6 protein-coding genes are annotated in these 13,668 nt (G+C 70.9%); 5 read left to right on the top strand and 1 reads right to left on the bottom strand.

Annotation, left to right across the window (positions count from 1 at the left end; genetic code table 11):
- Nucleotides 1–45 precede the first annotated feature (45 nt).
- Entirely contained in the window at nt 46–2,178 is a 2,133-nt protein-coding gene (locus ACFQVD_RS41815) for an N-6 DNA methylase (RefSeq protein ID WP_343962678.1), read from the top strand.
- 127 nt (nt 2,179–2,305) lie between these two features.
- Here ACFQVD_RS41815 and ACFQVD_RS41810 read toward each other — a convergent pair whose 3' ends face one another.
- Nucleotides 2,306–3,802 carry a serine/threonine-protein kinase gene (locus tag ACFQVD_RS41810; protein WP_343962681.1) on the bottom strand — a complete coding sequence of 499 codons (1,497 nt, stop codon included), beginning with the start codon at nt 3,800–3,802 and terminating at the stop codon, nt 2,306–2,308.
- 203 nt (nt 3,803–4,005) lie between these two features.
- On the opposite strand from ACFQVD_RS41810, the gene ACFQVD_RS41805 reads away from it, so the two are divergent.
- From ACFQVD_RS41805 to ACFQVD_RS41790, 4 genes are all read left to right on the top strand, one after another.
- On the top strand, nt 4,006–5,706 hold the full coding sequence (locus ACFQVD_RS41805; RefSeq protein ID WP_343962683.1) for a PD-(D/E)XK nuclease family protein: 1,701 nt from the start codon (nt 4,006–4,008) through the stop codon (nt 5,704–5,706).
- Between the two features lie 77 nt (nt 5,707–5,783).
- On the top strand, nt 5,784–6,980 hold the full coding sequence (locus tag ACFQVD_RS41800; RefSeq protein WP_343962685.1) for a pPIWI_RE_Y domain-containing protein: 1,197 nt from the start codon (nt 5,784–5,786) through the stop codon (nt 6,978–6,980).
- Nucleotides 6,973–10,647, top strand: a complete 3,675-nt coding sequence (locus ACFQVD_RS41795) for a pPIWI_RE_Z domain-containing protein (RefSeq protein ID WP_343962687.1) — start codon at nt 6,973–6,975, stop codon at nt 10,645–10,647. Before ACFQVD_RS41800 ends, ACFQVD_RS41795 begins: the two co-directional genes overlap by 8 nt.
- A 25-nt stretch (nt 10,648–10,672) precedes the next feature.
- On the top strand, nt 10,673–13,603 hold the full coding sequence (locus tag ACFQVD_RS41790) for a pPIWI_RE module domain-containing protein (RefSeq protein WP_343962689.1): 2,931 nt from the start codon (nt 10,673–10,675) through the stop codon (nt 13,601–13,603).
- The last annotated feature ends 65 nt before the right edge of the window (nt 13,604–13,668 follow it).

Here is a 13,668-nt window from a genome sequence, read left to right as displayed (position 1 = left end):
CGCCTTCCGGGGTCGTCACCTTTCTGTCCCCTACCCGGAGACACAATGCCTCCTTCTGCCGACTTTTCCGTCTCCGTCACTCTGGCGGAGATAGCCAGGATCGCCGGTGTCGGGCGCGCGGCCGTCAGCAACTGGCGCCGTCGCCACGACAGCTTTCCCGCGCCGGTCGGCGGCACGGACACCAGCCCGCAGTTCGCGCTGTCCCAGGTGGAGGAGTGGCTGAGACAGCAGGGGAAGCTTGACGAGGTCGGCGACAGGGAACGGCTGTGGCCGGAGTTCGAGGCACTTGGGGACCGCGACGCGATGGGGACGGCGATCGCCGTGGTCGGTGCCCGGCTCGTCCGGGAGGAGACGGGCTCCTCAGGCTCCGCTTCCCCTCCCCGGCCCGACTCGGCAATGGAGTTCCCGGACGGCACCGGCCTCTCCGACGCTCAGCGGTCCCTGGTGGAACGCGCAGTCGGCCTGGCGAGGAAACACGGGGCACGGGAGGCCTTCGACTTCCTGCTCGGCCGCTGGCTCGACACCCACGTCCGGCAGATCGGCGTCACACCACGCCCGCTGGCGGCCCTGATGGCCAAGGTCGCCGAGCTGTCGCGCGACGACGAGGCCGGTGACGTCGGCACCGTGCTCGACCCCGCGTGCGGCACCGGCGGTCTGCTGCTCGCCGCCGCCCGGCAGTGGGCCGGCAAGGTGGAAGCGCCCGCCTCGGGCATCCCGCTGAAACTGCTCGGCCAGGACGTCGACCCGACCCAGGCGGCACTGGCCGCCGTACGAATCCTGCTCGCCGGGCATCCGCCGGGGCATGAGACCGGGTGGGAGGTGGACATCCGGGCCGGGAACACGCTGCGCGCCGACCCCCATCCCGGCGTCCGTGCCGACGTGGTGCTGTGCAACCCACCGTTCAACGAACGTGACTGGGGTTATGAGGAGCTCGCCACCGATCCCCGCTGGACGTACGGCCTGCCTCCACGCACCGAACCGGAGCTGGCCTGGGCACAGCACGCACTTAGCCGTCTGGCGCCCGACGGGACGGCGGTGCTGCTGATGCCGCCCGGCGTCGCCTCCCGCAGGGCGGGGCGCCGGATCCGGGCAGGGCTACTCCGTACCGGCGTACTGCGCGCGGTGATCGCCCTGCCACCGGGAGCCGCACCCCCGCACAGCGTCGCGCTGCACATGTGGGTCCTGCGAGCACCGGCCGAAGACGGAACGAGGCCCGGTGCCGGGGTACTCCTGGTCGATGCGGCCGATATGCAACCGGAGCTGTCAGGAGGAACTCAGCGGACCGGCAGGGCGGCGATCGACTGGCCTCTCCTGCACAGGCGCGTGGTTTCGGCCATCCGGACGGAAGACGGGGGTAGGGACCTGCCTGCCGGTCACACCGTGGTTCCGGTGATCGACCTTCTGGACGACGAGGTGGACCTCACCCCGGCGCGGCACATCCCGAAGGCGGCGGCCTCCGCGGACCTGGGCCTGCGGCGCTCGTGGAACCGGTTCGGCACCCTGCTCCACGAACTGCGGGAGCTGACCGCGACCCTGTCCGCGCTCGAACTGAGCGGCGAGGAACCGGCGGGGCAGGGCACGGTGACCGTGGGGGACCTGGTCAGGGCGGGTGCGATGACGCTGCGGGCCGGGCAGCAACCGGCGGACGGCGCGGTGCGCACCGGTGACGCCCCCGATGACGCCGTGCCCTTGCTGACCGTCACCGACGTGCTGGTCGGAGGAAGACCGTCCGGCTGGCTACCTGGGCGCGAGGCCTGGGCGGGTGAGACGGCGGGCACCCTCACCGTGACCGTCCCGGAGGAGGTGGTGGTCGTCGGGGCCTACCGGGCGTTCGGCGCCTGGGTCGACACCGATGCCCCCACGGTGCTGGGCTCGCAACTGTTCGCCCTTCGGGTGGATCCGGCACTGCTCGACCCGTGGTTCCTGGCCGGTTGCCTGCGGGCCCCGGCCAACGCGAGGCAGGCAGGCACCCACGCCTCGACATCCTCCCGCATCGATGTCCGCAGGCTGCAGGTACTACGGCTTCCTCTCGAGGAGCAGCGCCGCTACGGCGAGGCCTTCCGGCGACTCACCGTCTTTGAAAGGTCGTTGCGGGAGGCAGGGACGATCGGCAGGGAACTGGTCAACGGGCTGACCGACGGCATCGCCGCCGGAAGGCTTCCGGGAATCCTGGCATGATCTCCACCGGAAACTTCCCGGAACAGGACGCGAGCGATCGCCCGGCCGATCTTGGCGTCGCACGATCGGAGGCGGGTGACACCCGTACCCCACGCACCTCCCCGAGTGACCGCTCATCTGACGAGGATCACGCTCCGCGGCGCCTGATCGGCGCGAGGATCTCGTTCACCTCCGTCTCACGGCGCAGCTCGGACAGCTCGACACCGAGATCCTCGCAGAGGACGACGATCGGCTCGGCGAGTTCGGCGGGCAGCGCGACGACCTCGCCCACCACGTCGCGCAGGCCGTCCAGCGCGGCGTCGATCTCTCCGGACGGAATGCGGCATTCGGCGACCCTGAGCAGGGCGACGAGCCTCTCGGCCCGGGCCGCCGGATCGGACGCCCGGCCGAGGTCGTCGGCCTGCTGCCGGTAGAGGTCACCGGCTCGGACGCAGTCTCCCGCGATACGCAGGCTGTCGGCGCACGCCCTCCGCGCCCTCCGGACCAGCGGGTCGGCACCGAAATCACGCCGCGCGGCGGGAAGTATCTCGGCGAGGCGCTCGGTGGCGGGTCCGGCCCGCCCCTCGGCCAACTCCTCACCGACCTCGGCCAGGACCTCCTCGACGTTGCGGCGACTCACCCAGGTGGCCGCGCGGCGTGAGCGAGCGGCCCGCGGTGCCGCCGGGGGTTGGCGTACGGCAGCGGCGGGAGATCCGTCCGGCTCCCTGAACCCGAGCGTCGGGTCGGGGTCGACCCGGGGGTCGGGAGCCGTCTCTCCCGGGACGGGAAGGTAGGGCTTCAGCACCTTCAGCACGGCATGGATGTCAGAGGGCCGGTCGCCGGGGTTCTTGGCCAGAAGCCGCAGGATGATCTCGGCGATGTCGTCCGGCACCCAGGGGGCGAACTCGTGGACCGACGGCGGGGCGCTCTCCAGGTGCTGGCTGACGATGCTCAGCCCCGTCTCGGTCCCGAACGGCTGCCGACCGGTGAACAGCTCGTGGATCACGCACCCATAGGCGTACAGGTCGGTGTGCAGGGTGAGTCTTTCCTCCCTGATCTGCTCGGGCGCCATGTATCCCTTGCTGCCGACCGTCGTTCCCTGTGCCGTGTAGCGGGTGACACCGGGGCGCAGGGGCAGGGCGATCCCGAAGTCGATGAGAACGACGGTGCCGTCGCGGTCGATGACCACGTTGTGCGGCTTGAGATCGCGGTGGACCAACTGGGCGGCGTGCGCGCAGGCGAGGGCGTCGGCGATCTGGTAGGCGATCGCGATCACCACGGACCGCGCGAACGGCCACTGGGTCTCCAGGAACCGGTGGAGCGACTTGCCCTTCACCAGCCGCATCGCGATGTAGGGGCGGTCTCCGTGGGTGCCTCTGCCGTACAACTCCGGGATGCCCCGGTGTCTCAGGCCGGCCAGCACCTCCCCCTCCCGCCGGAATCGACCGTGTAGTTCCGTCCGGCCCTGGTGCATGTTCTCGGTGTCGAACCAGTGGCCAACGAGGTCCCGGACGGGGCGGACGACCTTGACGGCGACCTCGTGGTCGTCCCGCGTGTCGTAGGCCTCCCAGACCTCGGCCATACCGCCCTGGCCGAGAAGCCTCTCCAGCCGATAGCGGCTGTCCAGCATGTCCCCAGGCTCCATGTCCACCTTCCGACCGGCGTTCACACCTGTCTCGCGAATCGCCTATGTCGCCTTCTGTAACGACGGAAGCAGTGTAGCGTGAACTTGAGAGAGGAGAGTTCATCGCTTGACTTAGTTCACAGTAGATGCTCTCCTGAGACCACTCACTGCCGCTCCGCCACAGGAGCCCCACTCACATGCCGCGATCGAACAGAGGGGTTCAGATGACCACCTGGGTTCCCCCCTTGGGCACCGCCGGCGATGGCTCACTCGTGCGCACCGGCCTGCCCTCGGCACGGGAAGACACCCGGGACTGCCCCGTCGCCGTAGCGGTCAAGGCCCGTCCCTGGATCCGGGCCGCTCCCGGGTCGCCACGCCGCTACGAGCGGCTGCAGGGCTTCACCCTGAAACCGCTGATGGACATGCTCGACCTCATTGAACATCAGGGAGTGACGGTCACGCAGGCGATGGAGGACCTTCGCCGAACCCGTGGCACCTTCGACCGGAAAGGCCGCCCTCCCGCCCATCCCGGACTGGTCGAGTGGACCGCCGTCGCGGCGTCCCGCTATCTGGCCGCCCGCGCGGCCGAGGAGGCCGAAGGGGCGGCGCGCACCCACCCCGTCCGGGACGAGTGGGTGACAGGGCAGGTTCTCAGGTCACCCGACCATCGCGGCGCGACGCGCTACGAGCAGACCGCCTGGGGACGCCGGTACGCCTCCTCCGACGGAAGTGTCCGCGAACTGTGGCTGCTGTCCTTCGGCACCGTCAACGAGGAACGTTCCAAGGCGGAGCTGGCGGCCGCGGCCCACACCGTCGCCTTCGGCGTCCCGAGCACGGCGGAATACGGCGAGCCCTACAGACCGACGGAAGGGCTGCCCTCCGCTCGTACGACCCGTCCCCGGCGAGTTCGGGTCGTGGGCGTCGGCTGTGGCGACGGCGGCAGCGCCGTCTTGATCGACTGGGACATGGAGGAGGTCCGCGAACGCTATGCCGAGCATGCCGTACCCGCCCTGGGCCGGGCGGTGGACGGCGCCGAGCACGTTCCCGGCTCCGGCTGTGTCGGGTGCAAGGCGCTGAACGGATGTACGGCGCTGCACCGGGCTCCCGGCGTGCTGGCCCTCTCTCCCGGCAGACCGCGCCCACGGCGCAGCGTGTCCGCCAGCGACCTGCGAGCCCACCACGAGTGCCCGGCCCGCTTCCATCTCACCCGGCAGCTGAAGCTGAGGTCCCCGCGTCCGGAGAGTGCCGCGATCCTGAGAGGGCGTGCCGTAGACGCCTGGCTGAACGAGCGGCACACCGCCCTTCCCGCCCGGGGATGCCGGCACGTGGCGGGCCCCGAGGACCCGGGCGACTGGTCCGCCGGAGGACACGCCCTCAGCGGCGACGAGGCCAGAGCGGGTGCGCGCATGATCGCCGAGCACGCGGCCCTGTGCCCGCTCGACGGGCTCGGCCCCGGCGAGCAGGTGCGCGTACAGCCGCAGCTGACCTGCTACGACCCCGAACTCGACGTCGTCGTCATCGCCACCCCCGACCTCCTGCACACACGCGGAGGCGGGTGGATCTGGCGGGAGACGAAGACTGCGGGCAACCACCTGTGGGAGGGAAGGCCGCTGATGCGCACCTACCCCCAGCTCGCCCTCGCCGTTCTCATGATGGCCTCCGGGGTGCTCGGCGGGGACATGCGCCGGTCCCGGATCGAACTGGAAATGCTCTACCCGGACGACGGGGGCCTGGAGGAACTGGACCCCGGACTCCCCTCCGTCGTCGACGAGGCTCGCGCGGTTGTCGCGGAGATGGCCGGTCCCTGGCTGCGGGACACCTCCTACCCCCCGAACCCCGGTCGGCACTGCGTCGGCTGCGAGGCCCTCGACTGGTGCCGCCCCGGTCGCGAGCACCTCGGCACGCCGCCTGCTTTCTCCCGCTGAGAACACCGGCCCCAGACAGGCCTTCACCCGATCCGCCGAACGCCCTTCTCCGAGGAACCCCATCAGGAGGCCGTCCCATGCCATCGTCCCAGCCTTCCGCCTCCCTCGCGGACTGGTCCACGCACTCCGGTGTCACGCTTCTGCACACGATCGCGACGGCCGTGGTCCAGCTCGCGGAGATCACCGACCTTGAGGCGTTCGCCCTTCCCTATCCCGCCGAGGCGCAACGCGCCCTGGACCGTACGGTGCTCGCCTGCCTCTTGAAGGAAGCCCGCCCGCCCCGGAGCCTGCCGGAACTCCTCGCCTGGTGTCGCACCCGCCCGATCGAGGACTGGCCGCTGGACCTGCCCCAGGACGCCTTCGGCCCTGACGACCTCCTCATCGATCCCGACTCCGCCAAGCCCACCCAGCTGTGCCACGAGTGGTGGATCCGCGCCCGGGACAGCGCGGCGGAGCAGTACGACCGCACAGTGATCCACACCGCGATGCGGCTCTGCCGCGAGAGTGAGGCCCCCGAGTCCTACACCGCCTTCCGCCGACTGCTGGTGGAACGTCCCGTCCTCACCGGCAACGACATGTTCGAGGTCGCCACGGATCTCTACCTGGACCCGGTCAGGGAGCTCGTCGAGCAGATATATCACCGCGTCCCCGACAGTTTCTGCAGCGACGGAGCGTACGTCACGTGTGCCCGCTGCCTGACCCTGCTCGTCCCCCTCACCGACGGCGGCTGGTGGTGCGAGCGCGACCGCTGCCGACGGCAGGGGCAGCCCCCGCCGGGACGGACACTGCGCGCCGACGAGATCGGCACGCTGTGGCAACTCAGCCGGCCGCTGCGGCAGTTCGTCACCGGCCCCGGCCGGGCGGAGGCCGACCTGGAAAGGGAACTGCGGGCCCTGCGCCTCCCGGTCGAGATGTGGCCCGGCTTCGACGCCTACGACCTGCGGATCACCTTCCCCGACGGCTGGGTCTGGGCGGTCGACGTCAAGGACTGGGCCCACCCGGGCCTTCTCGGGCAGGCCGCGACCGAGGTCCGGCAGCAGCCGCCGTACGACGAGGCGTGCTGGGTGGTCCCCCGGTACCGCGTCGATGCCCGCCCGAACTATCTGGAGGTGTACGCCCGCAACCGCGCGCACGCGGCGGGCGGCCTCCCCCTGCTCACCGATCGGCGGCTGGTCGCGGCCGCGCGTGCCCGGCTGCGCGGTGACACCGGCCCCGCCGCCCGCCTCGTGCAGGAGAACGGCGACACACTCGCGAACGGAGCCTTCGATGCGTGACACGGAAAGCTGGTACCAACCCCTCGTCTCCGGCATCTCGGGATTCCTGCCCCGGGAACAGGGCGGGATCAGGCTGTCCCTGCTGTTCCAGGTGGAGCTCGGCCTCCGGCTCATGGAACGCCTCGATCCCGAGCGGCCCGCCGACGGCGTATGGGTGCTCCTTGGCGGCTACCCGTTCGCCCGCACCGGCGGCCTCACCACCACCGAGGACGAGGAAAGGCTACTTGTCTCTGCCCGCCACCTGCTGTGGACCCTGCGCCGCCGCCGGATGTGGCTGCAGTCCCTGGAGGCGTACCAGGAAGTGCCGGAGCGGTTGCGCGGTTACCGCCTGCCGTCGGCGGACGCTCCCGCCCGGCGAGTGGAGCCCTCCGTCGCGGCCGGTCGCTTCGCGATGTACGACGCCACTTTGGAGAGTACGCCCGGTTTCGCCCGGCGCAAGCTGACCCTCGCGAGTCCCGGCTCGCACCGTTTCGTCGAGCGCCGTCGGCACACATCCGTCACCCTGCCCGAGTCACCACGCCCGGCACCCGCTCCAGGCCACGAACTCACCGCGAAGGTGACCTGGGAAGGCCGGCCTCTGCACGTGCCTTTGGCGGAACTCGCGGACACCGCACGCTGGATGGACGACAGCGAACGACAACTCGGCCGACGTCCTGGTGACTGGGAGCGGCGCCTCACCGTCTTGGAACTGGACACACGCACCGACGACGGCCTCAGGTTCGCCCCCGCCGAGGTGCTCAGCCTCGACGGGATGCTGCACCTGGTCGGCATGGTCGGAGCGGGCAAGAGCACGTTGATGTCGCTGATCGCGGTCTGGGCCGCGAGACAGGGAATGCGGACCACCCTGGTGGTCGGCGACGTCGCCGAGCAGCTCACGCTGACCGCCCTCTTCCGCGATCTCGGCCTGGACGCGGCCCCCGTGCTGGGCACCACCACCCGGGAGACCCACGTGCAGCGGCTGCACCGTCGCCTCGCCGCCCGCACTCCCGGATCCCTGCTGACCCACGACGACCCGGGCTTCGACGACCTGAGCACCGTCTGTGTCGTGGACGCTCTGCGCGGCAACGAGGCCGTCGAACCGCTCCGTTACGCGGACGCCCCGTGCACCCGCCTCCATCCCGCCCGCAAGACATCGGAGCCCGCCGTCGGCCGGATACTGCCTGACCTCTACCCGATCGGCGAGCCGATCCGGAGCGATGAGCCTCCGGACGCGCTCGGCCCGGCACACGGCTGCCCGATCTGGAGCGCCTGCCCCCGGCACAGCGCCGCCCGGGAACTGGTCGACGCGCTGATCTGGGTGGCGAACCCCGCCAGCCTGGTGCAGAGTCCCGTGCCGAACCACCTAAACGAGGAACGGCTGCGTTATCTGGAGCTGGCCTGCCTGCGCAGCGAGATCGTGATCGTGGACGAGGCCGACCGGGTGCAGATGCAGCTGGACACCATGTTCGCCCCGTCGGCGACCCTGGTGACCAGGGGGCCGGAGTCCTGGCTCGACAAGCTGCACACCCACAAGATCGACGAGTTGGCCCGGCAAGGGAGACTGCCGCTGTCCGAGCGTGACGTCGAGCGCTGGGCCGTCTCGCTCGACGTGGTGAGCGCCGCCACCAACCGGCTGTACGCCATGCTGATGAGTGACGAGGACCTGCGTACCTGGGCCGACATCGAGTACTTCAGTGCCTGGACCCTGCAGGAGAAACTGATCGCCGCCTGGTATCCGACTCCCGGCGAGACCTCCGGAACCACACTCCTCGCCGACGACGTGCCCGACGAGGCGATCCTCTACGAGGACGAAGAAAAACTCGCGCGAGCCGAAGCAGAACAACGGCCGGCCCCGCAGGAAACCTTCCCCTGGGCCGACCGTAGGCAGGAGGTGACCTCCGTCTTCGACACCTTCCGCGACGACCCGCTCGGCGACCGAGGCCCCTACGGAACGGACACCGACCGCCTCATCCAGGCCACCCACGACCTGCTGCACACCTTGAACGAGAAGGGCACGCGGCAGCGGGTGCGCAGGGTCCTGGACCTACTCCTCAAAGGCTCCCCGCTACTCGACGGCTCCGTGCCGCCGCCTGTCCGCCGGCACAACGGCGAACCCGACCTGGCCGACGTCCCCGGCAGCCCCCTCTGGTACGACCGCACCACCAAGCGGCTGGAATTCACCCTCCTGCTCGCCGCGCTGCACCAGCGTCTCGACCGGCTCACCTTCCTGTGGCCGCAGGTGGAGGCCGCGCTCAACCTCGACTTGACCGACAACGAACTCTCCAGGCGTCCACCGCTCGACTATGCCCCCATCGTCCCCGAAGCCCCGATGGGCAATGTCATCGGTTTCCAATATCTCCCCGAGGAGCAGGATCACGACCCCGAGGGCCGCCGCAGCGGCACCCTGCGGTTCTTCCGCTGCGCCGGGGTCGGCCGGGAGCTGCTGCTGTCGCTGCCCAGCCTGGGCGCCGTCCCCTCCACCGGGCGCCCGGGGCCCCACGTGCTGCTGATGTCGGGCACCAGTTGGGCGGGCACGTCCACGCGCGCCCACATTCTGGCCCCCGTCAAGGCGGTGCTCAAGCCGGATCCCCGTGCTCTCGATGCCATCCGGGACACCGTCTTTCGCACGCACTTCCTCTACGACGACGACAACACTCCGCTGAGCCTGTCCGGTCAGGACCAGACCGTGCGACCGGCGGTGCTGCGCCGGATGATCACGTGCCTGGGCCGTCCCGGCCGGGGTGGGGTGCCCAGCCCGCTCGAACAGGAGCTCTCCCTGATCGACGACGACGGCCGTCGCAGGGCCCTGCTGCTGGTCGGCAGTTACCGGGAGGCGAACGCCGCCGCCGACGCCCTGCAGGAAACGGAGCGCTGGCGCGGCCGGGTCCGGGTGCTCGCCGCCGACGACACCGACCTGGAACAGGCCGTGCGAGGCGGGGGGCTCGGCTCCGACGGTCGCACCCACGCCGCCGCCATACGCCGTGGAGACCTGGCATCCTTCGCCGAGGACCCGGACGCCGAGCTTCTGGTCGCCCCACTGATGGCGATCGAACGCGGCCACAACATCCTCAACGCGCAGCGCACCGCCGCCTTCGGGACCGTGCTGTTCCTCGCCCGTCCGCATCCGCGCCCCGACGACCTGTCCCTGGCCATCTTCGCGATCAACGACTGGGTGACCCGCTTCGTCCGTGACCATCCCGACCTGAAAGGGGCCACCTTCGGCGAGCTGATGGCCGAGGCCGATGGCCTCGACGCGGCAGGCCTCGCGTTCCGCCACGAGGCCCGTCGTGAGTGGCGACGGCTGCTCTCCCGCCGTTACGTCTACTCCCGGCTCGGCCCCGAGGAGAGGCGGTCCTTCGCCTGGGACCAGCTAGTGGCGATCTGGCAGGTCATTGGGCGCCTGGTGCGCGGCGGCGTCCCGGCCAGAGTGGTCTTCGTGGACGCCAGGTTCGCCCCGCGGTACGCGGCGGCGACCGCACCGGGAGTCGACACGGCGCGAACCGCTCGTCTCAGCGGCCCTGGCGACGGCCTGCTGGTCGAGCTGCGGGCCGTTCTCGCCCCCTATTTCGCCGCCGATGCCGACCCCGGCCTCTTCGCCGACCCGGCGGACCCCGCCCTCGTCCAGATGCTCTACCGACCGCTCTACGACGCGCTCCGCGGCATGACCGCCGGGCCGGCACGTCCCTGACAAGCCCTCACCCCCAGGAGCCCCGATGGGATTCACCTACAACGAGATCCGCCGCGCCGCCTACCTCCTCGCCCCCGGCGCCGCCCCGCTGACCGCCCGGTACCGTGCCCTGCCCTTCCCCGAGCAGTGGCGCGACAGCCTGCTCGCGCTGTGCGACGCCGGCCGGGACGCCGAGGCGGAACCGTACCGTACCGTTCCCACCTACCGTATGGACGGCGTGCTGCAGAGCCTCGCCCCCGACCTGGTGGTGCGGGGGCGAGGCTCGGAGAAGCACGGCGAAGAGAAGGATTTCTGGCTGTACGCCCCCGCCGACATCCCCCACCCGCTGCCGGACGCGGCGTTCGAGCGGCTGCTCACCGCCTGGGTGCGTAATCTGCGCCCGGAACCGGAACACCGCGGGCGGGTCGTCGAGACCCTCGCCGAACTACGCGCCGACCCGCCGCGCTGGGGTGAGGTGGAGGTGGACCTGCTCGGCTGCGACACCACCGACGGAGGCACCGCGCTCCCGTTCGGCAGGCAGTTCCAGCTCGCCACCGACCATCTGGCGCGCCGCGTCCTCTCCCTGGAGCCCTACGACACGGGAGCCGGCTTGCTGAGGTTCAGGGCCGTTCCGCGCGGCCCTCGGCAGCAGGGTGCGGAGCTGATGTCGCAACCTCTGCCGCACGAGGTCAAGAACCGCACCTGGTGGTTCTCAGTCGTCATCAACATCTCGCTGCACACCGCCCCGTTCTCGCCGCACCTCCGGCTGCACGTCCACACAGGCCTGAGGCGGTGGGCCACCCACCCCGCCGCGAACGGCCGCCTCCACCTGCCCTTCCGCCGCGATACCTCGGTCTACTTGCGCCCGACCGTGCCCTGGCTTCCCGGAACACCCACCAGTGAGCGTTACGCCGTGGCCCGGCTCACCTGGGACCGCACCGAGCGAGCCCATGACTGGCGCGAGACGAGCCCCGCCGGAATCCTGCGGGGCATCGCCCTCGGGCAGCCCTTCCCCGACCCCGCAGAGCTGCTCACCGAACCCGAACGGTGGATCGGCGAGGGGCCCGGCGTGCGCGCCGCCGTGGTGCACAGCAACCACATGGGCCAGCACGGCGTCAAAGCCGGCCTGATGTCCCATCAGCGCTCACAGATCGTCGAGTGGGCCGAACAGGCGCTTCCCGAAGGGCTGACGCGCGCCCCCGACCTGAGGCGCAGCAGGATCTCCCCCAACACGCCCGCCAACCCGCGGCCCAAGCCGCAGGGGAACGCCAAAAAGGCCGAGGAGGTGCGGACCGCCCATGCCCGCCGCGCCGCACTCGCGGTCGCCGTACGAGCCATCTCGGACGAGGAAACGGCGTCCACCGGCGTCCCGGTCATGGAGGCCCGTCTCCTGTGGCAGACCGCCACCATGCGCGACACGGCCATCGCGGCCCTCGCCGAGGTGCTCGCCCTGGACGGGGACGGCGGCGCTCCCGTGGCCGAGGCCTTCGACACGGCCAAGCCCGGAGTCCCGGTTCTCCTCCGCTGGGAAACTCCCGAACTCGCCATCCTGCTGCGGTGCCTGCCGTTGTCGGGAGGTCTCGCCGACTCCCTCGACATCGACCCGACGCCCCGCGGCAGAAGGCGGGCTCTCGCCGCGGCCATCACCGCCCGCCGCGCCGCCGTCACCAACTTCCTGATCGCCGACGGCGCCGACCCGGAAGCCGCCGCCCTCGCCCTGGTCGAGATCGACCGGCGGATCGACTTCCGGACGCCTCTCCACGATCCCAAGTTCGCGCTGCGGCTGGGTTGCGCCGACGCCGGGGTGGTCACCCAGTTCACCGCCGTCCCTCGAAAGACCAGGGGCTACAACTCCGAGAAGAACGCGGCGTACCGCGCCCGTTCGGCCTGGCTGGACGGACTCCGCCAGCTCGGCGTGCGGGTCGTACCCGAGCACACGCTGGGGGATCGGCTGCCCGCCGACCTCCACTACGCGGCCGTGTGGATGGTGAAGCGCCGTGCCGACGGCCCCACCCGGGTGGCCAGGCACACCCCCGTCACCGTCCTGGTCGGTCCTTCGGATCCGGGATCGGGCCAGGCCGTGATCCGCGGCTGGGACCCGGAACAGCGCGTCTGGATCCCCTATCCGAAGTTCCTGCTACGGCTGACCAGGATCGCCGAGCTCCCCGACGCGCCGGACGAGATCGAGGAGGACTGCGCGCCCGGCACGGAGACACCCCTGTCGCCGCCGTCCACCGACGGGCAGCCGTACCCCCGCGTCACCTTTCAGGAGCGACACCAAAAGAGAGAGGAACAGCGCGCGAAGACCGCCCGCTACCTGCAGAAGATGCTCCGCTCCCTGCACGGGCGCCCCACACTGTTGCTCGCCCACTCCCAGAACGGCCGGGCGCACTGGCCCTGGCTCCAGGACGGTCAGGTCATAGCGGACCTGATCAGAACGGGCCACGCGTCGGCCGGCCGGCTCGACCCCGATCTGCGGCTGGTCAGGGTACGTGACGCGAGCGGGCGCGAAACGCCCCAGTGGTGGGGGATCGGCAACCCCTCCGGGGTCAACGGCCTCGCCGCGGGTCTGTGGACCGAGACCTCTGATTCGCGGGTCTTCTACAGCACCACCGACAAGGCCGGAACCTTCCGCGCCTCCGCGGTGGAGGCCGACAAGCTCGCCCCTCGTGCCCTGCGGATGGGAAAGCGCAAGGGTGAGCTGACCATCGACACCGAGATCCCCGCCTGGAACCCCGCTCTCATGGAGGTCGCCGTTCTGGGCTGCCACCCGGCCTCCCTCGGTGAGGAAGGAGACACTCCCGAGGCCCTGGCCATGACCGTCCATCAATTGCGCCAGGCGGCCGACTATCTCGACGCCCTGTCCCTACCGCTTCCTTTGCATCTGGCTGCACTCGCCCAGGAGTACGTGCTTCCCACCGTCGCGGAGGAAGATGACGGATCCGACGACCCCGTCACCACTGACGATCTGGGGTAGGGAACGTGTTTCCCGGTCGCGGGCGGCGCGCGCTGGCGCTGCCCGACCGGCGGTCCCGGCCCACG

It is taken from the genome of Streptosporangium amethystogenes subsp. fukuiense, assembly GCF_042665875.1.
GTDB lineage: Bacteria > Actinomycetota > Actinomycetes > Streptosporangiales > Streptosporangiaceae > Streptosporangium > Streptosporangium fukuiense.
The sequence above is the reverse complement of the archived record's forward strand: the minus strand, read 5'-3'. Positions and strand labels throughout refer to the sequence as shown.